The following is a 19,686-nucleotide window of genomic DNA, read 5'->3' as shown; positions in this document are numbered from 1 at the left end:
ATCACCAGGTGCATTCGCCGCGAATCGGGTAGAGACGCCGCGTTGCCATCTGGACGCGATTTGGGGGAACAGTCCATGAGTGGACCGATCGTGGGCAAGCGTCGCCTTCGAGCCGAGTTGCGCCGGCTCCGGAGAGAACGTGAACTGACCCAGGACCTGGTGGCCGCCGAGATGGAGTGGTCACTGTCGAAGCTGATCCGGATCGAGAACGGCACCGTCGCCATCTCGGTCAGCGACCTGCGCAGCCTGCTGGCGTACTACCGGCTGCACGACACCCAGCTGGTCGACGACCTGCTGGAGCTGGCTCGGGCGGCGAAACGGCGGATGTGGTGGGACGAGTACCGCTCGACCCTGCCCGGTCCCCTGCTCACCTATGTGGGGTTCGAGGCGGAGGCGGTGTTCGTCGGCACGTTCGAGCCGATGCAGTTCCCCGAGCTGATGCAGACCCGGCGGTACGCGACCGCGACGACCGCCGAGCAGAAGGCCGGGGAGCACGAGCAGCGCGTCGAGTTCCGGCTGCGGCGGCAGAGCGAGCTGTTCGAGCGCGACGAGCCGTCCAAGTTCCAGGCGCTGATCGACGAGTCGGTGCTGCGCCGGCTGCCGCTGCACGACGACGAGGCCATCCTCGTCGACCAGATCGAGCACGCGGTCGAGTTCGCGCATCGGGAGTACGCCGACGTGCGCATCGTGCCGTTCAACGCCGGCTACCACGTCGGGTGGGACGGCGCGTTCACCGTGCTCGAGTTCGGCGCCGACGACGGCATGCTGCACAAGGGCGGGCAGCTGCTCGAGGAGCCGGAGCTGATCGCCCAGCACGCCGAGGGGCTGCGCCGGCTGGCGGCGAAGGCCCTGCCGCACGAGGCCTCGATCGACCTCATGCGGCAGGTCGCCGCGGAACTGAAGAGGGGATGATCAGGCAGGCGGGTGGAAGAGCACCCCGTTACCGCTGACCAGCACCGGCTGGTTGTTGGCGTACTGGTAGGCGACGGTCCCGGCCGCGTTCTCGATCCCGACCGTCGCGGTGCTGCCCTGCTCGAACGCGTTGTCGAGCTCCTTGTACGCGAACGCGATGTCGCCGTTCTCGTAGAAGACCGCCTCGAACGTGAGGCGCCGGGACGTGTTGCCGTAGAGGTACACGTTGCGCCACTCGATGACGTACGCCCGGTTCGGCGCCGCACCCGTTGTCCCGGTGCGGACGCTGGACTGGCCGTCCACGACGAGGTCCGACCAGAACGGGTAGACCGTCGCGTTCGGCGCCGCCGTGGTCGGCAGGGTCGTGTGGTCGGCGTTCGCCGCGCCGGGGTTCACGAAGCTCGCCTTGCCGTTCGTGTCGACCCAGACCGAGGTGTACGACGTGCCGTACAACTTGACCGGGAACGGCGTGGTCAGCTGGGCGATCGCGTCGTCACCGGTGAGGGTGAGCGGCGTGTCGGCGTCGATGAACGCGCGCGGCCCGTCGGCGCAGGTGTAGCCGAACGCGTCGGCGCCCTGCGTCAGGGCCAGGTTGACGGTCGAGGTGCCGGCCGTGACGGTCACCGGGGCCGAGGCACCGCTCCCGCCGCACTGCCCGCCGGACCCGACCGAGGCGGTCACCGTGTACGACCCGGCCGGTACATCGGTGAACGTGTAGGTGCCGTTGGCCGCGGTGGTCTTCGTCGTCCCGCCCGGGGTGAGCGTCACCGTCGCGCCGGCGACCGGCGTGCCGCTGCCCTGGTTGGTCACCGTGCCGGTCACGGTGCCGGTGACTGGCGGCGGCTCCTCTCCGCCGCCCGGCGCCTTGAACAGCACGCCCATGCCGTTCTGCAGCGCCGAGGTGTTGTTGGAGTACTGGATGCCGACGGTGCCGGTGGCGTTCTCGATGCCGACCGTCGACGACGCGCCGGCCTCGGCGGTGTTGTCGATGCCGGAGTAGTTCGTGACGACGTCACCGTTCTCGAACAGGATCGCCTCGGCGTTGATCCGCCGGGACGTGAACCCGTACTGGTACGCGTTGCGCCACTCGACCACGAACTGCCGGTTGGGCGCGGAGCCCACCACGGCGGTGCGGACGCTGGCCGAGCCGTCGACGACGAGGTCGGTCCAGTAGGCGTACACCGACGAGTTCGGCGTCGCCGTGGACGGGATCGCGCCGTGCTCCGTGCTGGAACTGCCCTGGTTGGCGAAGCTCAGCCGGCCGTTGGTGTCGATCCAGGCCGAGGTGTAGGTCGTGCCGTAGAACTTGAAGCCGAACGGCAGCGTCACCTGGCTCATGTTGTCGTCACCGGTCAGCGGCAGCACCGTGCCGTCGGCCGGCACGAACGCCCGCGGCGCCGCCGAGCAGACGTAGCCGAAGGTGTCCTTGCACGAGGATGCGTAGGTCGCGGTGTACGTACGCGCCGTCGCCGGGGCGGTGATCACGTGGGTCTGCGCCCCGCCGTCGGACCAGCTGCCGAAGGCCTGCGGCACGTTGTTGTACAGCTGCGGTGTCGGCGCGCTGACCGTGTTGGTCGAGCCCTGGATGACGGTGCGGGTGAAGGGCGCCGCCTGGCTCGTCGCGCCGACCGCCAGGTTGAGCCCGGCCGGGTTGCTGACGAACGTCAGGTCGACCGTCTTGGGCTGCACGTTGACGGTGGTGGTGCTGGTCAGCCCGCCCGAGTCGGTCGCCGTCATCCTGAACTCCAGGTATGACGGGTACTCGTGGTCGGGCCCGGTGAGCGTGCCGCCGGCGACGCCGTTGAGCGTCTGCAGCGGGTGCTCGTGGCACACGCCCGGCGACGAGCAGTGGTGCAGGATGATCGTCCAGCTGAGCGCGGACTCGGGCAGCGTGCCCTGCTGCGGGTCGGTCGCGTGACCGGTGAAGCCGATCGCGTCGCCGACGGCCCAGGTGTACGCGGACGCCGGCGTGTCGATGATCGCGGTCGGCGCGTCGTTGCCGGCCGTGATGGTGATCGTCTTGTCGTTGGTGACGCCGAGGGTGTCGGTGACGCGCAGCCTCGCCGTGTAGGTGCCCGGGGTGGTGTACGTGTAGCTCGCGGTCACCCCGGTGGCGTCGACGGTCGAGTCGTTGGTGAAGTCCCACTGGTACGTGAGCAGGCCCTGGTCGGCGGGGTCGGCGTCGGAGGACGTCGAGCCGTCGAAGGTCACGGCCAGGGGCGTGCCGCCGGAGGTGCGGTTCGCGGTGATCGCCGCGACCGGCGGCTGGTTGCCGTTGTAGTAGCGGATCCGCCGCACGGTGCCGCCGGCGAGGTCCACGTAGTACAGCTCGTTGCCGGGGCCGACGGCGAGGTCGACCGGGGTGGCGGCGCCGGCGGCGAACGTGATGATGTTCGACGTCGACGGCAGGCCGCCGGCGATCGCGGGCATCATGGCCCAGATGCAGCCGCGGCTGTAGTCGGAGAAGAACAGCGCGCCGCGGTAGGCGGCCGGGTAGGGGCCGCTGTCCGGGTAGAACGCCACGCCGGAGGACGACGAGCCGCCGCTGGGGCAGGTCTCGCCGGCGACGACCTTCGCGTTGTGGTTCCAGGAGTAGTACGGCTGGACGTTCGGCACCGACGGGTTCGCGCCGTACATCGACTCGCACAGGTTGAGGTTCGCGCCGTCGTAGCCGCCCTGCGGGTTCGGCCCCTCGATGCATGGCCAGCCGTAGTTGCCGATCGTGCTGGCGACCGGGTTGGCGATCCGGTTGATCTCCTCGTACGTGTTCCAGCCGACCTCGCCGCTCCACACCTCGTTGGTGCCGGGCTTCATGGTGAACCGGAAGGGGTTGCGCATGCCGTAGGCGACGATCCGCCGGGCGTTGGCGTCGGCCGAGCCGAAGTTGGGGTTCGTCGGCAGCGCCGCGCCGGTGACCGGGTCGATCCGGATGACCGTGCCGTTGAGCTGGGTCGCGTCGGCGGTGGTGCGGATGTCCTGGGAGCGCAGAGCGCCGCCCTCGGCGGTGGGCGGGCTCAGCGCCGTGCCGGCCGGCGACGGCGGGTCGGCGCACGGGTTGGCTGGGCTGCCGAACTGGCCGTAGTCGGTGGCGCTGAAGCTGGCGCCGTCACCGGCGGAGGCGTAGAGCGCGCCGTCGGCGCCGAAGTGCAGGTCGCCGATGGAGTGGCTGGGGAACTGCTGGCACCAGTCGGTGATCAGCACCTGCTCGGTGCCGACCATCTGGTTGCCGCTGGCCTGCAGCTTCGACAGCCGGCCGGTGACGACGCAGTTGCCGTTGTTGGCGTCGGCGCAGACGTCGTTCCACTTCGGCGCGGTGCCACCGGGCAGCGCGTCGTAGGAGTAGAGGACGTAGACCCACGGGTTCGTCGGGAAGCCGGGCGCGAGCGCGAGGCCCAGCAGGCCGCGGTCCCACTGGTCGTGGACGTTGGTGCGCAGGTCGGCGAAGATGTCGGCGGTCGGGTCCGACAGGCTGTCGTAGACCTTGATCACGCCTCGCTTCTCCGCGACGAAGACGCGGCCGTCAGGAGAGAACTCGATGTTGGTCGGGTTGGTCAGGCCGCTGAAGACGACCTGCTCCTGGAAGCCGGTCGGGAGGGTTGGCGCGGCGGCCGACGGCGAGCCGGCGAGCGGCACGAGCGTGCCGGCGGCGAGCAGGGCGGCGAGCAGGGCACGCACGGTACGTCGACGCATCGACATGGACCGACCTCTCGATGGGGGTTGCAGAGAGACGGGAGTCCCGCGGAAGTTGCGCCAGCCTACCGATCGCCACATGGCGAGGAAATGTCGCGTTGGCGACCCGTGGCGCGCGACTCACCGCGAACCGGCTCACTCCGGACACCGGCCGGCGACAAACGACCCGTTCGGCCGGCCGGCCGAACGGGTCGTCGTCACTGCAGGGGTTCCAGGGAAGTGTTACAGCTTCTCGTAGCAGGGCTTGTCGAGCTTGTAGTCCTTCGCGACCGAACCGGTGAAGTAGTCCTTCTCCAGCTTGATGTCGTTGGGGCCGCCCGCGCCGACGGTCGGGTTGTAGATGAGCGACTGGCGGAAGATGCCGTCGGTGCCGCCGGCGTAGTTGCCGGCACCGTCGGGCAGCATGCCCTCGTAGTCGACCTTGGTGAGCGACTTGGCGGCCTTGAGCAGGCCGGCCCGCGTCAGGTCACCGTCGGCCTGGGCCTTCTTGAGCGCGGCGAGCAGCGGGTACGACCAGACCCAGCCCGACGTGTAGCCGTCGTTCGGCGTGACGGACGAGCCGAGCGCCTCACGCATCGCCTTGTGCCCCGGGGTGTCGGAGGCCCAGGACTTCCACGGCGAGGACTGCAGGTAGAGCGCCTTCAGCGCGGGCGCCGCGGCGGTCGCCAGCAGGCCCTGGTTCCACGACGGGCTGGTGCCGATGAACTTGCCCTTGTAGCCGCGCTGGGCGGCACCACCGACGATCGCGGCCGCGTCCGCCGGCCCGGTGGTGAGGATGACCAGGTCGGGCTTCTGCGTGACGATCGCGGTGATCGCGCCGGCCTGCTTGTCGGTGCCGGAGTCGGTCTTCACGTTGACGAACGTCATGCCGAGCTTCTCCGCGGCGATCTTCGCCCCGGCCGCGGCGTCGTCGCCGTAGTCGCCGGCGAGGTGCACCGCCATGACCGTCTTGGGCTTGAAGGTCTCATTGGCGTAGTCGACGGCGTTCATCGACTCGATGCAGTAGTTGGCGCCGGACTCGAGGATGTTGTCCTCGAACGCGTACGCCGACGTCCACGCCGCGGGGGCGGCGATGACGTTGTTCTGCTTCATGTCCGGCAGGATCGCCGCGGTGGTCGGCGAGCCGAGGCTCTGCGCGAGGGCGAGGACCTTGCCCTTCATCTCCTGGTACGCCTCGTTGTGCGTCTGCGGGTTGTACTTGTTGTCCCGCACGTAGGTCTCGGCGTCGATGTCGTAGCCGCCGATGCCGCCCTGCGCGTTGACCCGCTTCCAGAACGCCTTCTGCGCGTCGGTGATCGGCACGGCGAGGACGTGGAACGGTCCGACCGTCAGGTCGGAGATGATGCCGAGGTAGATGCAGCCCCGGTCCTTGTGCTCCGACTTGGGGCAGGGTTCCTTGGTGATCCCGACGTCCGACTTCGGGCCCGACGAGCCCTTGTTGTCCGTGTTGTCCCCGCCGCGGCATCCGGCGAGCGAGCCGACGGTCAGCACCGCGGCGAGGGCAATCATGCCCAACCTCTTCATTGAGGATCTCCTTACGACGAGGTCAGTACGAGAACGGCCAGGCTTTCCAGTACGTGCGGAGGCGCATCCAGATGCCGAACAGCCCGCGCGGCTCGAAGATCAGGAACACGATGATCAACACGCCGTACAGGACGGTTTCGAGCTGGTAGGCGTTGGGGGACTCCGCGGGCGAGTTGCTGATGAAGGGCAGGAACGACGGCACCTCGCGGATCAGCCGCGGCAGCAGCGTGATGAGGAAGGCGCCCAGGATCGCGCCGCTGACCGTGCCGGCACCGCCGATGAGGACCATGGCGATGTACTGCACCGACAGCAGCAGGTTGAAGGTCGTCGGGTCGAAGTAGCCGACCCCCACGTAGAGCAGCGCACCGGCGCAGCCGGCGTAGAACGACGACACCCCGAAGGCGATCGTCTTGTACCTGGCCAGGTTCACGCCCATCACGCCGGCCGCGATGTCGCGGTCCCGGATGGCCGTGAACGCCCGGCCCACCCGCGAGCGCGCCAGGTTGCGCGCCGCGAGAGCCGCGAGGACGAGCAGCACGAGCATCAGCAGGTACAGCTTCTGATCTCTCGTGAGGAACGCGTCGGACGTGTTCAGGTCGTAGCCGAGCAGCTTCGGCGCCGGGGGCTGCCGGCCGATGCCGGGCCCGCCGGTCAGCTCCGACCACTCGTTGATGACGTGGCCGCCGATGAAGACCAGCCCGAGCGTCACGATCGCCAGGTACAGGCCGCGGAGGCGGGTCGCGAGCGGCGCCACCAGTACACCGGCGACCGCGGCGACGAGACCGGCGGCGGGCAGCCAGACCAGGATCTCCTGGACCCCGAACCCGATGGTCCGCGCGTCCGGGTCGCCGGCGATGGCGGCCGCGGTGTAGGCGCCGATGGCGAGGAAGAACGCGTGCCCGAGCGACACCTGCCCGGCGTAGCCGGTGACGATGTTGAGCCCGATCGCGCCGATCGCGGTCACGCAGGCGAGCCCGATCAGCTGGAGCAGCTGGTCCTCGACCAGCCAGGGCAGCGCCGCCCCGACCGCAAGCAGGATGCCGACCGCCACCTTCTTCGAGGTGGTGTCCAGCAGCGCCAGCTCCTGGTTGTACGAGGTGCGCAGCAGCGGACGGTTTCTCATACCCTTTCGACCTCCCGGGTGCCGAACAGGCCGTAGGGGCGCACGAGCAGGACCAGGAACATCACCACGTAGGGCGTGACGACCGAGACGTTGCCGCCGAGCCAGGGCACCGAGCCCTGGTAGGTGGCGGTGAGCTCCTGCACGGTGCCGACGACGAGGCCGCCGATGACGGCGCCGGGCAGCGAGTCCAGGCCGCCGAGGATGATCACCGGCAGCGCTGTCAGCGCGATCAGCCACAGCGACTCGCTGACGCTGCCGCCGACGGCCGCGAACGTGCCGGCGACCGCGGCGAGCGCGCCGGCGAGGGCCCACGACAGCGCGAACACCGAACCGACGCTGACGCCCTGGGCGAGCGCAGCCTCCTGGTCGTAGGAGGCGGCCCGCATCGCCAGGCCCGTCCGGGTGTACCGGAAGAACACGAACAGCAGGGCGATGAGCACGGCGGTGGTGAGGAACATCGCGACGTGCCGCTGCTCGACCTGGACGCCGCCGGGCAGCTTCCACACCTTCAGGCCCCACGGGTCGCCGACCTGCCGCACGTCCAGGCCGATGGCGCCGTTGACGACGACCCGGACGGCGATGTCGATGCCGAGCGTGATGATCGCGACGGTGAAGACCGGCCGGCCGATCATCGGGCGGACCGCGAGCCGCTCGACGCCGAGCGCGATGCCGCCGGTGAGCACGGCGGACGCGGCCAGGGCGAGGAAGAAGCCGAGCGGGCCGACGAGGTAGGTCACCAGGACCGCGCCGGCCAGCATGAACGCGGGCTGGGCGAAGGAGATGACCCGCGTCGCCTTGTAGATGATCACGAACCCGAGGCCGAGCAGCGCGTAGACGCTGCCCGTGCCGACGCCACGCAGGACGCTCTCGAGGAAGTCCTTCACACTGCGCTCCCGTTCAGGCTCCCGGTCCGGCTCCCGTACATGTCATCGACGAGCGCCGAGAACGTCGTGGCGACGGCGCCGCGGCGGACCTTCTGCGTCGCGGTGAGCTCACCGTCGGTGTGGTCGAGCTCCTTGGGCAGCATCCGGAACGTCTTGACCTGCTCGACGGGGTTGTGGCCGGCGTTGACCGCGTCGACGACGCCCTGGATCAGGGCCACGACCTCGGGCTTGCCGGACAGGTCGCGGTACGTGGTGTAGGCGATGCCGCGGCGCTGCGCCCACTCCCCCACGGTGTCGAGCTCGATGCCGATGAGCGCGGTCAGGAACGCGCGCCGGTCGCCGATGACGACGGCCTCCTTGATGAAGGGCGACGCCTTCAGCGCGTTCTCGATCTCGCTCGGCGCCACGTTCTTGCCACCGGCCGTGATGATGATGTCCTTCGACCGGTCGGTGATCTTCAGGTGGGTACCGTCGAGCAGCTCGCCGACGTCGCCGGTGCGCAGCCAGCCGTCCGCCGTCATCGCCTCGTCGGTCGCCGCCTGGTTGCGGAAGTAGCCGGCGAACGTGCCGGGGTGCCGGGTCTGGATCTCTCCGTCGTCGGCGATGCGGATCTCGACGCCGCGGTGCGCCTCGCCGACCGTGCCGAGCCTGATCCGGCCCGGGCGGTTGGCGGTGCTGATCGCGGTGTTCTCGGTCATGCCGTACACCTCGTACATCGGCACCCCGATGCCCATGAAGAACCGCAGCACGTCGGGGGCGATCGGGGCGGCGCCGCTGGCGGCGTAGCGGACCCGGCGGAGGCCGATGCGCTCCTTCAGCGCCCGGTAGCACAGCAGCCAGCCGATCGCGTACCGCAGCCGGCTGCCGGCGGTGTGCCGCCCGCCGTTGGCCTCCAGGGTGGCGCCGATGCGGTCCGCGACCCGCAGCCACAGCCGGGCGTTGGCCCGCTTGAGCAGCGACGCCCCGCCGAGCCGGACGGTGACGCCGGCCATCATCTTCTCCCAGATGCGGGGCACCCCGAACAGGATCGTCGGCTGCACCTCGCGCAGGTCGGCCTGCACGGTCGCGATCGACTCGCCGAAGTGGACGGTGACGCCGGCGGCGGCGTTGAACCAGACCGTGAAGACCCGCTCCGCGACGTGGCACAGCGGCAGGTACGACAGGGACAGGTCGTGCGGCCCCGGTGGCGGGTCGGTGAACCCGCCGCCCTCGACCAGGACCCGGATCGCGAAGTCCACGTTGGCGACGGTGAGCATCGCGCCCTTGGGCCGCCCGGTCGTGCCGGACGTGTAGATCAGCGTGGCGACGTCGTGTTCTTGAGACTCCAGCTCGATCTCCTCTGAACCCTCGTGGGACGCGAGGAGATCGCTCCACCCGATGAGCTTCGGGTGCTGGTACCGGCCGCGGATGCCCCTGGGCTCCAGGTAGACGATCCATTCGAGGTCGGGGCAGTCGTCGAAGACCTCGAGGGCCTTGTCGACCTGCTCCTGGTCCTCGGCGAAGAGGATCCGGGCGCCGGAGTCGGCGAGCATGTGCCGCACCTCGTCCGGCGGGTTCGTCGGGTACAGCCCGACGGTCGCCGCCCGTACCGCGACGGTCGCCACGTCGACGAAGAGCCACTCGGAGCGGTTCTCCGACTGGATCGCGACCCGGTCGCCGGGCTGGACGCCGAGCGACCTGAGCGCCCGGGCGACGGTCTCCGCGGTCTTCCAGTAGTCACGCCAGGTGATCTCGCGCCAGATGCCGCGGTGCTTCTCCCGCATCGCGACGGCGTCGGGCGTGCGCTCCGCGTGCCGCTTGACCAGTTCCGCGATCGTCATGCTCGCTCCACCTCCCCCAGGTAGGCACGCAGGACGTCGGGGTTGGTCTGCACCTCGGCCGGGGTCCCGGTTGCCACCGGCACGCCGAAGTCGACGACCATCACCCGGTCGGCGAGGTCCATGACGAGCCCCATGTCGTGCTCGACGAGGATCATCGGGATGCCGAGCTCCTCGCGGACGTCGAGGATGAAGCGGGCCATGTCCTCGGTCTCCTCCAGGTTCATCCCGGCGACCGGCTCGTCCAGCAGCAGCAGCTTCGGCTCCATCGCGAGGGCCCGGCCGAGCTCGACGCGCTTCTGCACGCCGTACGGCAGCAGCCCCACCGGCAGCCGGCGCCACTGCGCCAGTTCGAGGAAGTCGACGATGTCCTCGACAACGGCCCGGTTGGCGATCTCCTCGCGCCGGGCCCGGCCGAGCCACGCGATGGCGGCGAGCGTGCCGTAGCGGATGTGGTGGTGCCGGCCGAGCATGAGGTTCTCCAGCACGGTCAGGTGCTGGAACAGCTCGACGTTCTGGAAGGTGCGCGCCACGCCCAGCTTGGCGACCTTGTCCGGGCGCAGTCCGGTGAGGTCGGTGCCGTCGAGGGACACCTTGCCCTTCTGCGGCCGGTACACCCCGGAAATCACATTGAAGATCGACGTCTTTCCGGCCCCGTTGGGCCCGATGACGGCGAAGAGCTCGTCCTTCGCGACGGTGAACGAGACCCCGTCGATGGCTTTGACGCCGGCGAAGCTGAGCCGGACGTCTTCGAAACGCAGCACGGCTACTCCTGATTTTTCTATGACAGCCAGCGCTTGCGACGCTTGTAGTGCTTCACGTCGCGGAAGGACCGCTCGGCCCGTCCCAGGTAGAACTCGCGGATGTCGTCGTCGGCGAGCAGTTCGGCGGCGGGCTTGTCGAGCACGACCTTGCCCGTCTCCAGCACGTATCCGTGCTCGGCGATGGACAGCGCCATGGTCGCGTTCTGCTCGACCAGCAGCACGCCGGTGCCGGCCTGGTTGATCTGCACGATCAGGTCGCGGACCTGCTCGACCATTCGCGGCGCGAGTCCGAGGCTGGGCTCGTCGAGCAGCAGGTACGCCGGGTCCGACATGAGCGCCCGCCCCATCGCCAGCATCTGCTGCTCGCCGCCGGAGAGGTAGCCGGCGATGCTGCCGCGGCGCTGCGCGAGGACCGGGAACAGGGTGTACATGCGGTCCATCGCCTCAGCCCGGCCCTTCGGGCGGGTGTGGGCGCCGAGTCGCAGGTTCTCCTCGACGGTCAGTTCGGCGAAGGTCCTGCGCCCCTCCATCACCTGCGAGACGCCGTGGCGGACCACGGCGGCGGGTTTGAGCCGGTGGATGGGCTTCTCGTCGAGCGTGACGGAGCCCTTGGTGATGGCGCCGTCGTGGACGCCGAGCAGGCCCGACAGGGCCCGCAGCAGCGTGGTCTTGCCCGCACCGTTCGCGCCGAGCAGCGCGACGATGCGTCCTGGTGGGATCTGCAGGCTGACGCCTCGCAAGACCAGCATCACGTCGTCGTAGACGACCTCGAGGTTCTGGACACGCAACATCCGGTGACGCTCCTCCGGGGGTGTTCGGAGTGGGCGAACTATGTGCATCGACGGTGAATAAAGTTACGTGTATTTAACCGGGTCTGAGAGCAGAATCAAGCCCCAATTGTGTGTCCGTCAACACCATCTTCTGTGGTGCATCACTGTCCGATGTGGAGCGACAACCCGCCGTGATTCGGACTTTTGGGGTAATCAATGTTCAACAACGCTCGCGGGTTTCGCTTCGCCGGTGATCACGTTAAGTTATGTCCTGGCCTGCACGGCAGTCCGTCGCCCACCCCGGGCGGCGCCGGGCAAGCGCCGCCGAATCGAGCGCCGCTCTGGCGCTGTCGAGCCGGGGACCCAGAGTCCTTCGGGGTGAATCCGCACAGCGCGGTAGGGCGCACTCTTCCCGCCCGAACCCGTCAGCTAACCCGGTAGGCGGTCGGTGAAGAAGGGTCATCCCTTGTCCCCAGGACGGTCCTTGCTGCGCACACTCGTCATCGGCGTGGTGTCGCTGGCGATCGTGGCGCCCGCGAGTGTCGCCAAGGCAGATCCGACCCTCGCCGAGATCGAAGCCCAGCTCGACAAGGTGGGCGACGAGTTCGAGGCGACGGTCGAGGCCTACAACAAGGTCAACGAGGATCTCGCCATCGCGCAGGCCGCCAACGCGGACCTGCAGAAGCGGCTCCAGCCGCTCGCCGACAGCGCGGCCACGGCCACCGCGAACGTCGACGTGCTGGCGGTCGCCGCGTTCAAGACCTCCGGCAACTTCGGCAGCCTGTCGGTGATTCTCAACTCGCAGTCCTCCGACACGCTGATCGACCAGCTCTCCACCCTGCAGCAGATGAACAAGCACCGGCAGGCGGAGATCGGGGCCTACAAAGAGGCCCAGACGAAGCTCGCCGACGAGCAGAAGAAGATCGACGAGACGCTCGCCGCGGAGAACGCGAAGAAGGCCGAGCTCGAGACGAAGAAGAAGAAGATCGAGGGCGACGTCAAGAAGCTCGAGGATCTCAAGCGCAGGGCCGCCGCGGCCGGCAGCACCAAGACCAACGCGGTCACCAAGCCGGCCGGCCCGCCGCCCGCGGTGTCAGGCGTCGCGGGCCAGGCGGTCACCTTCGCGTGGAACCAGATCGGCAAGCCCTACAAGTGGGGCGCCGCCGGCCCGGGCAGCTACGACTGCTCAGGCCTCACGCTGGCCTCGTGGAAGGCCGCGGGTAAGACCATCCCCCGGGTCGCCCAGGACCAGTACAGGGGGACCGCCCGGGTCTCGCAGGCCGACGCCGCCGCGGGTGACCTGGTCTTCTTCGGCACCTCCACCAGCAACATCACGCACGTCGGGCTCTACATCGGCAACGGTCAGATGATCCATGCGCCGACGACCGGCAAGACGGTGCAGGTCTCCTCGACCAACCGCAGCAACCTGCGGGGCTTCGGCCGGGTCAGGTAGCCCGCGCTTCGGCGCCAGCACTTCAGTACTTCAGCGAGAGGCCATGCCCGGCAGGATTGGGGCATGGCCTCTTGGGATCCTGAGCAGTACAGCCGCTTCGCCGAGGAGCGGGCGCGGCCCTTCCACGAGCTGGTGGCGCGCATCCAGACCACCGCGCCGGTCGCGGTCGTGGACCTCGGGTGCGGGCCCGGCACGCTGACCGCGACCCTGGCGACACGGTTCCCGGACGCGGCGGTGCTCGGCATCGACTCCTCCCCCGAGATGCTGGCCAAGGCAGCGTCGCTCGGCACGTCGCAACTGTCGTTCCAGCTCGGCGACATCGCCGGGTGGCGGCCGCAGCGCGGCTCCGTGGACGTCATCGTGGCCAACGCCTCCCTGCAGTGGGTCGACGACCACGCCGCACTGATGCCGGTGCTCGCGGCGGCGCTCGACGACGGTGGCACGCTCGCGTTCCAGGTCCCGACGGGCGGGCCGATCCTCGACGCGGACATCCTGGACCCGACCGTCCTGGGGCCGCGCGGTGCGACGCCGGTGCAGGAGCCTGCCTGGTACGTGCGGACCCTCGCCGGGCTCGGCCTGGTCGTGGACGCGTGGGAGACGACGTACTTCCACGTCCTGCCCGGCGAGGACCCGGTGCTGGAGTGGTTCAGCGGGACCGGCCTGCGGCCCTACTTCGACGCGCTGTCCGGCGCGGAGCTGGACGACTTCCGGGCGAGGGTGGCCGCCGCGCTGCGCGAGCGCTACCCCCGCGAACCGTTCGGCACGATCCTGCCCTTCCCGCGCCTCTTCGTGGTGGCCCGGCGCCCCTGACCTCGCCCATCGGCCGTGGAGCCGCCGAGGCGGCCCTGACGCCCGCCCACCGACCGCCGCGCCGAGCCGACCCCGGCGCCCTGACAACCGGCCGTGGGGCCGCCGAGCCGATCTCGAGGCCGCGATCAGCCGGGAGGCCCGCCGACCAGCCGCGCCACCCGGGCTGCGACGCGGCCCGGACCGGCCTGGACGCGCCGCCGGCGGTCGACCGGACGACACACCATCGAACGGACCCAAGAGGCGATTCCTGACAGCGCCCCGCCAACCGGACACCGCCGCTGTTGACGCTGCGTCACGGGGCGGGGCATCGGCGGCCGGTCCCGTGGCGTCCGCGCCGGGTGGCGCGGACGGGCCGGCACCGCTACGGGACGTGGGCACAGATCGATGATCGGTGACCTAAACGATACCTAAGCGTCCCAACATGCGGAAGCAGCCCCCGACCGGGACGGTCAGGGGCTGCGGGTCGTCTGTGGGCTAGGCGGCCTGGAGGCCTTCGGCACGGGCCAGCTCGCGGAGCCGGCCGAGGGCCTGGATCTCCAGCTGGCGGATGCGCTCACGGGAGAGGGAGAACCGGCTCGCGACCTCGGTCAACGAGTGCTCGCGGCCGTCCTCCAGACCGTAGCGGGCGCGCATGATGCCCGCGGACCGGTCGTCGAGGTGATTGAGCAGACCCTCGATGCGCTGCCGCTCCAGGGCGGCGAGGACCACGTCCTCCGGCGACGGCGCGTCGGAGTCGGAGACCAGGTCGCCGAGGCTGGTGTCGCCGTCGTCGCCGACCGGCGTGTCGAGCGAGACGGTGTCCTGGGACCAGCGCTTCAGCTCGTGGACGCGCTCGACGGGGACGCCGAGGGCGGTGGCGAGCTGCTCGGGCTCGGGGTCGTTGCCGAGCTCACGGGTCAGCTGACGCGCGACGTTGCGCATCCGGTTGACGTCTTCGACGAGGTGGACGGGCAGCCGGACCGTGCGCTCCTGCTGCGCGATCGCCCGGCTGATCGCCTGGCGGATCCACCATGTCGCATATGTCGAGAACTTGTAGCCGCGCACGTAGTCGAACTTCTCCACGGCGCGGACCAGGCCGGTGTTGCCCTCCTGGATGAGGTCGAGCATCGGCATGCCGGACCGCACGTAGCGCCGTGCGATCGACACGACGAGCCGCAGGTTGGCCCGGATGAACCGGTCCTTGGCCCGCTCGCCCTCGTCGACGAGGCGCTGCAGTTCGGCGGTGCTCACACCGTCGGGCACCCTGCCCTCGTCCAGCAGGTGCTCCGCATAGAGACCGGCCTCGACCGCCTTGGAAAGCTCGACCTCAGAAGCGGCGTCGAGCAGCGGCGTGCGGGAGATCTCATGCAGGTACACACCAACCAGGTCACGCTCTTCGGCACCTGTATCGGGTCGCATCTCCACTTTCACGTTCTCCACCTTCGGGCCCCTCCCCGTCCATCCTTCGCCTTCCCCGTTTCACCCTGCTAAAACGGGTGCCCCCCGGGTATGCCCCCTACACAACGGTCACGTGGCCTGCGGAATTCCACCCTCGCGGGCGATTCCGGTGACGACCCGTGAGAGTTGCACCACTTACCTAGACGACTCGGGAGCAGCTCCGGTTCGCTTCGGTTGCAACAAGTGATACGTGGTGTTCCTGCCCGTCAGACGCCTAAACTCGCTGTGAGTTCCCTGGGAACGACGTTCGATGGGACCGGGGTCACCGCTGTTCATCGGCAAGAGTCGCCCGCATGACAGGCAAATGCACATGTATCCGCAGGAATCGACGCGGGCAGCGGTCTGTCGAAATGCTGACTGGCTCGTCACACCATCCCCTACCGAGCGTGCCATTCCCGCAACAGCTCGACTTCTTCCTCTTCCGTGAGCCCAGTAATGTGGCGAGTGTCACCGAAGGCTGCGAGTGTGTCGGCCGCCGTTTCGGGAAGGGGCCGCGTCCGCAGGCCGGCGGCGAGCGACCGGGTGACGTCCCGGGTGAGGAAACCGCCGTACTCCGGCAGCGGCAGCCACAGGGGCAGCGACCGCGCACCTGACCAGGGCGCGACCGCGTGGCCGACCAGGAAGTCCTGCGGCACCCAGGTGAGGGTCCCGGTGCCCCCGGTCCCGGCCTGCAGCCCGGCGTGGAAGTCGCGGCGGGTCATCGGGGCGCCGATGCCGTCGTAGGTGCCGGTGCGGCCCTCCTCGGCGCAGCGCAGGATCCAGTCGGCCAGGTCGCGGACGTCCACGTACTGCAGCCGCTCGTCGGGGTCGCCCGGGGCGAGGATCTCGCCGCCGCGGGCGTGCCGGGCCACCCAGTAGTCGAACCGGCCGGTGGGGTCCTCGGGCCCGACGATCAGCCCGGCCCGGTTGACGAGGACCTCGCCGAAGCCCTCGCGGACCAGCTCCTCGCAGGTGACCTTGCAGCGGCCGTACTCCTCGGCGCCGGCGGTGGGGTCCTCGTGGCCCGGGTCCGCCGGCGGGAGCAGCGGCGCGGTGTCGGCCGTCTGGCCGGGTGTCACGGCGTCGGCGTACGCGGAGCAGCTGGACACAAACGTCACGTGGCCGGCGCGACCGGCCAGCTCGGCGACCATGTGCCGGACGTGGCTCGGCTTGCGGGCGACGTCGACCACCGCGTCGAACGTGCCCTCGACGGCGCCGAGGCCGCCGGGCTCCTCCCGGTCGACGGTGACGAACGTCGCGCCGCCGACCGGGTCGCCGGACGTGCCGCGGGCGGCGCAGGTGACGTCGTGGCCCCTGGCGAGGGCCTGCCGGGCGACCGCCCGGCCGAGGAACACGGTGCCGCCGAGGACGAGGATTCTCATCCGGCGATCTTTCGCCGCCCCGCGCCGATCCAGAAGCCCTGTTCGCCGTGAGCGTGACCGTTCAGCGTTCAGCATGAACCGTGAACCGTGAACCGTGAGGCGTGCGGCGGGAGGCGTGCGGTGGGAGGCGTGCGGCGGGAGCCGGCTCGGAGCGCTACGCGCGGTGCGACGGAGGCGGCCGGTGCGGGCGGGTCTTGTGCACCACCAGGGCGAACAGGGCGATCGCCGCCATCACCGTCGCCACGACCGCCAGCCACAGCGACCACCGGTGGCCGCCCGGTGAGCCGGCCATCCCGTTCTGCGCGGTCGACGGCTGCGCCGCCACCGCCGGCAGCGAGGAGACCGGGGCGAACGCGTACACGCGCAGATAATCGACCTGGAACTCCGCGGGCAGCGTCGTCGATGTGCCCGGGGCGCCCGATTCGCTGGTGGTCACCGCGAAACCGAACCAGCGCTGCGCCGGGGACGCACCGGGGTCGGCGGCGCGCTCCTTGCCGTCGACGAAGACCTTGAAGCCGGCCGGGGACCACTCGAGGGCGTAGGAGTGCCAGTCGCTGAACGGCCCGGGCACCGTGTGCACCGAGGTGCCGGTGCCCGACCCGTTGCGCACCAGGGCGGTCTCGTCGCCGGGCCGGGCGGTGATCTCCAGCTGCGACTCGTGCTGGGGTGCCTGCTGGTCGACGGGGCGCAGCATCGCGATCGAGGCGATGCCCGCGCCGACGGGCACGCGCGCCCGGAATTCGTAGCGCCCGTACTGCTGGGCGGCGCCGAGGCAGCGCAGCTCGCCGGTGACGAACGGTTTGCCCCCGTACGTGCGCCGGTGCAGCGCGAGGTGCAGGAGGCCGCCGGAGACGGTGACCGCCTCGGGGCGGAAGTAGGTCGGCTCGGCGCCCTCCGCCGAGCCGTCATAGGCGGCGCAGCCGGACGGCAGCGTGCCCGGGTCGTCGAAGGAGTCGGAGAAGACCGGCGCCCAGTCGGCCTGGTCGACGGCGAGGACCGGCGCGGGAGCCACCCAGATCGCGGACGCGACGACGACCATGATGGTCGCGGCTCGCCTCAGCATGGTGTCTGCCTCCTTTCGAAAAACCTACCGGATACCTTGCGTCCCCACAGCGCTGCGGAGCGTCGACGATCGTGTGTACTTCGCGGCCCGATCGGACACGGACCCTCGCATTCACCCGCATGCAATCCAGCCGTATCCCGCCGACGCTCGTGCCGGATCGACGGCTACGGAAGGATGTCCGTCGACGCATGTCTTCCAAAAGGAGAGATCATGGCCCAGCCCCGCGCCCGCGCGTGGCGGATCGCTCAGCACCTCGCGGTGCCGGCGCTCGCCGTCGCGGTTGTCGCCTTGCTGCCCTTAGCCAAGTCCGGCGCGCCCGAGCGGTCCGAGCAGTGGACCCCGCTCACGCCGGCCAACGTGTCGTTCGCCCAGAAGACGGGTCCGACGACCTCCGCGCAGTTGCTCGGGTTCAACGACTTCCACGGCAACATCGACCCGCCGACCGGCAGCGGCGGGCTCATCAACGGCACGCCCGCGGGCGGCGCCGAGTACCTGAGCACCTGGCTGACCAAGCTGCGCGACGCGGCGAAGGCCGACGGCGTGCGCAACAGCGACACGGTCGTGGCCGGTGACAACATCGGCGCCACCCCGCTGGTCAGCGCCGCGTTCCACGACGAGCCGGCGATCGAGACCCTCAACGCGATGGGTGTCGACATCGCCTCCGTGGGCAACCACGAGTTCGACGAGGGCATCGACGAGCTCAAGCGCATCCAGTTCGGCGGCTGCCACCCCGTCGACGGCTGCCAGGACGGCGACGGCTTCGCCGGCGCGAAGTTCCCCTACCTCGCGGCGAACGTCACCAGCAAGTCCACCAAGCTGCCGATCCTGCTGCCGTTCACGATCAAGCTCTACGACGGCGTTCCGGTCGCCTACGTCGGCATGACGCTCGAGGGCACGCCCGGCATCGTCAACCCGGCCGGCATCAAGTCCGTCGACTTCCACGACGAGGTGCAGACGGCCAACCAGTACGCGACGCTGCTGGGCTGGCTCGGCATCAAGTCGATGGTCCTCGTGATCCACGAGGGTGGCCTGCAGAGCAGCCCGCCCGCGCCGCTGGACCCGTCCGGCTGCGCCAACTTCGCCGGCCCGATCACCGACATCGTCAAGGGCCTCAGCCCGGCCTACGGCGTCGTCGTGTCCGGCCACACGCACCGCTTCTACACCTGCCAGCTGCCGAACTCCTCCGGCGCCAACTCGCTGGTGACGAGCGCGGGCACGGCCGGCACCCTGGTCACCGACATCCGCGTGACGCTGGACAAGAAGTCGCGCAAGTTCGTCGACGCGTCCGCGACCAACGTCATCGTCGAGAACGGCGTGAAGAACGCCGACGGCACGTGGCAGAAGGACGCGGCGGGCAACTTCGTGCGCAACGCGGCCCTGGTCGACCCGAAGATCAAGGTCATCGCCGACAAGTACCGCACGGCCGTCGCGCCGCTGGCGAACAAGGTCCTCGGCAGCATCACCGCCGACATCACCAACATCGCGCTGGCCAACGGCGAGTCGACGCTCGGTGACGTGATCGCCGACGCGCAGCTGAAGTACACCGCGTCCGCCGGCGCGCAGATCGCGCTGATGAACCCGGGCGGCATCCGGGCGTCGCTGATCTACTCGAACTCCCCCGGCGGCGAGGCGCCCGGACAGGTCACCTACGGCGAGGCCTTCACGGTCCAGCCGTTCAACAACCTGGTCGTCACCCAGCCGATCACCGGCGCCCAGCTGAAGAAGGTCCTCGAGCAGCAGTTCACCGGCTTCGAGGGGCAGACCACGCAGAAGATCCTGCAGGTGTCCGCCGGGTTCACCTACACCTACAGCGCGTCGGCCCCGCTCGGCTCGAAGGTCAGCAATCTCGCGCTGAACGGCACGCCGATCGACCCCGCGGCGACGTACCAGCTGACCACGAACGACTTCCTGGCCAACGGCGGCGACGGCTTCAGCAACCTGAACCAGCCGAGCGCCACGCGGGTGTACGCGCCGGGCTTCGATGTCGACGCCCTCACCGCGTACCTCACGCCCGGTCCGGTCGCACCGGGCCCGGGTAACCGGATCACGAAGATCGCCTGATCTCCGCTGATCGATCG

14 protein-coding genes and 1 riboswitch are annotated in these 19,686 nt (G+C 69.8%); of the genes, 4 read left to right on the top strand and 10 right to left on the bottom strand.

Features of this window, described 5'->3' with window-relative positions:
- Positions 1 to 75 precede the first annotated feature (75 nt).
- Positions 76 to 912, top strand: a complete 837-nt coding sequence (locus ACFY3L_RS06905; protein ID WP_389319501.1) for a DUF5753 domain-containing protein — start codon at positions 76 to 78, stop codon at positions 910 to 912.
- Here ACFY3L_RS06905 and ACFY3L_RS06900 read toward each other — a convergent pair whose 3' ends face one another.
- The 7 genes from ACFY3L_RS06900 to ACFY3L_RS06870 all read right to left on the bottom strand — a co-directional run bounded on the left by ACFY3L_RS06900 (position 913) and on the right by ACFY3L_RS06870 (position 11,505).
- On the bottom strand, positions 913 to 4,608 hold the full coding sequence (locus tag ACFY3L_RS06900) for a PQQ-dependent sugar dehydrogenase (protein ID WP_389319499.1): 3,696 nt from the start codon (positions 4,606 to 4,608) through the stop codon (positions 913 to 915).
- 216 nt (positions 4,609 to 4,824) lie between these two features.
- Positions 4,825 to 6,126 (bottom strand): ABC transporter substrate-binding protein, encoded by a 1,302-nt coding sequence (locus tag ACFY3L_RS06895; protein ID WP_389319497.1) that lies wholly within the window; start codon positions 6,124 to 6,126, stop codon positions 4,825 to 4,827.
- A gap of 22 nt (positions 6,127 to 6,148) precedes the next feature.
- Positions 6,149 to 7,249, bottom strand: a complete 1,101-nt coding sequence (locus ACFY3L_RS06890) for a branched-chain amino acid ABC transporter permease (RefSeq protein WP_389319496.1) — start codon at positions 7,247 to 7,249, stop codon at positions 6,149 to 6,151.
- Positions 7,246 to 8,133 carry a branched-chain amino acid ABC transporter permease gene (locus tag ACFY3L_RS06885; protein ID WP_389319494.1) on the bottom strand — a complete coding sequence of 296 codons (888 nt, stop codon included), beginning with the start codon at positions 8,131 to 8,133 and terminating at the stop codon, positions 7,246 to 7,248. Before ACFY3L_RS06885 ends, ACFY3L_RS06890 begins: the two co-directional genes overlap by 4 nt.
- Positions 8,130 to 9,953, bottom strand: a complete 1,824-nt coding sequence (locus ACFY3L_RS06880) for an AMP-dependent synthetase/ligase (RefSeq protein WP_389319492.1) — start codon at positions 9,951 to 9,953, stop codon at positions 8,130 to 8,132. Before ACFY3L_RS06880 ends, ACFY3L_RS06885 begins: the two co-directional genes overlap by 4 nt.
- Complete coding sequence (locus tag ACFY3L_RS06875) at positions 9,950 to 10,714, bottom strand: ABC transporter ATP-binding protein (protein ID WP_389319490.1); 765 nt, start codon at positions 10,712 to 10,714, stop codon at positions 9,950 to 9,952. Before ACFY3L_RS06875 ends, ACFY3L_RS06880 begins: the two co-directional genes overlap by 4 nt.
- 17 nt (positions 10,715 to 10,731) lie before the next feature.
- Positions 10,732 to 11,505 carry an ABC transporter ATP-binding protein gene (locus tag ACFY3L_RS06870; RefSeq protein WP_389319488.1) on the bottom strand — a complete coding sequence of 258 codons (774 nt, stop codon included), beginning with the start codon at positions 11,503 to 11,505 and terminating at the stop codon, positions 10,732 to 10,734.
- A 291-nt stretch (positions 11,506 to 11,796) separates the two neighbouring features.
- Positions 11,797 to 11,942: riboswitch (cyclic di-AMP (ydaO/yuaA leader) on the top strand.
- 26 nt (positions 11,943 to 11,968) lie between these two features.
- Here ACFY3L_RS06870 and ACFY3L_RS06865 point away from each other — a divergent pair.
- Positions 11,969 to 12,937: an NlpC/P60 family protein gene (locus ACFY3L_RS06865; RefSeq protein WP_389319486.1), complete on the top strand. Its 969-nt coding sequence runs from the start codon at positions 11,969 to 11,971 to the stop codon at positions 12,935 to 12,937.
- A 63-nt stretch (positions 12,938 to 13,000) separates the two neighbouring features.
- Entirely contained in the window at positions 13,001 to 13,747 is a 747-nt protein-coding gene (locus ACFY3L_RS06860) for a methyltransferase domain-containing protein (RefSeq protein ID WP_389319484.1), read from the top strand.
- 474 nt (positions 13,748 to 14,221) lie between these two features.
- Here ACFY3L_RS06860 and ACFY3L_RS06855 read toward each other — a convergent pair whose 3' ends face one another.
- The 3 genes from ACFY3L_RS06855 to ACFY3L_RS06845 form a co-directional block, all read right to left on the bottom strand.
- A complete protein-coding gene (locus ACFY3L_RS06855) occupies positions 14,222 to 15,145 on the bottom strand; it encodes an RNA polymerase sigma factor RpoD/SigA (protein WP_389321091.1) in 924 nt (307 codons plus the stop codon).
- Positions 15,146 to 15,561: 416 nt separating this feature from the next.
- On the bottom strand, positions 15,562 to 16,545 hold the full coding sequence (locus ACFY3L_RS06850) for an NAD-dependent epimerase/dehydratase family protein (RefSeq protein WP_389319482.1): 984 nt from the start codon (positions 16,543 to 16,545) through the stop codon (positions 15,562 to 15,564).
- 154 nt (positions 16,546 to 16,699) lie between these two features.
- Positions 16,700 to 17,608, bottom strand: a complete 909-nt coding sequence (locus tag ACFY3L_RS06845) for a family 16 glycosylhydrolase (protein WP_389319480.1) — start codon at positions 17,606 to 17,608, stop codon at positions 16,700 to 16,702.
- A gap of 210 nt (positions 17,609 to 17,818) precedes the next feature.
- On the opposite strand from ACFY3L_RS06845, the gene ACFY3L_RS06840 reads away from it, so the two are divergent.
- A complete protein-coding gene (locus ACFY3L_RS06840; protein ID WP_389319478.1) occupies positions 17,819 to 19,669 on the top strand; it encodes a bifunctional metallophosphatase/5'-nucleotidase in 1,851 nt (616 codons plus the stop codon).
- Positions 19,670 to 19,686 lie beyond the last annotated feature (17 nt).

Source organism: Dactylosporangium sp. NPDC000521, from assembly GCF_042898305.1.
Classification (GTDB): domain Bacteria; phylum Actinomycetota; class Actinomycetes; order Mycobacteriales; family Micromonosporaceae; genus Dactylosporangium.
The sequence above is the reverse complement of the archived record's forward strand: the minus strand, read 5'-3'. Positions and strand labels throughout refer to the sequence as shown.

What these genes read in the sequence shown, in the direction of transcription:
- ACFY3L_RS06905 (WP_389319501.1), top strand. Translation starts at nt 76, where the DNA reads ATGAGTGGACCGATCGTGGGCAAGCGTCGCCTTCGAGCCGAGTTGCGC.
- ACFY3L_RS06900 (WP_389319499.1), bottom strand. Translation starts at nt 4,608, where the DNA reads ATGTCGATGCGTCGACGTACCGTGCGTGCCCTGCTCGCCGCCCTGCTC.
- ACFY3L_RS06895 (WP_389319497.1), bottom strand. Translation starts at nt 6,126, where the DNA reads ATGAAGAGGTTGGGCATGATTGCCCTCGCCGCGGTGCTGACCGTCGGC.
- ACFY3L_RS06890 (WP_389319496.1), bottom strand. Translation starts at nt 7,249, where the DNA reads ATGAGAAACCGTCCGCTGCTGCGCACCTCGTACAACCAGGAGCTGGCG.
- ACFY3L_RS06880 (WP_389319492.1), bottom strand. Translation starts at nt 9,953, where the DNA reads ATGACGATCGCGGAACTGGTCAAGCGGCACGCGGAGCGCACGCCCGAC.
- ACFY3L_RS06870 (WP_389319488.1), bottom strand. Translation starts at nt 11,505, where the DNA reads ATGTTGCGTGTCCAGAACCTCGAGGTCGTCTACGACGACGTGATGCTG.
- ACFY3L_RS06860 (WP_389319484.1), top strand. Translation starts at nt 13,001, where the DNA reads ATGGCCTCTTGGGATCCTGAGCAGTACAGCCGCTTCGCCGAGGAGCGG.
- ACFY3L_RS06855 (WP_389321091.1), bottom strand. Translation starts at nt 15,145, where the DNA reads ATGCGACCCGATACAGGTGCCGAAGAGCGTGACCTGGTTGGTGTGTAC.
- ACFY3L_RS06850 (WP_389319482.1), bottom strand. Translation starts at nt 16,545, where the DNA reads ATGAGAATCCTCGTCCTCGGCGGCACCGTGTTCCTCGGCCGGGCGGTC.
- ACFY3L_RS06845 (WP_389319480.1), bottom strand. Translation starts at nt 17,608, where the DNA reads ATGCTGAGGCGAGCCGCGACCATCATGGTCGTCGTCGCGTCCGCGATC.
- ACFY3L_RS06840 (WP_389319478.1), top strand. Translation starts at nt 17,819, where the DNA reads ATGGCCCAGCCCCGCGCCCGCGCGTGGCGGATCGCTCAGCACCTCGCG.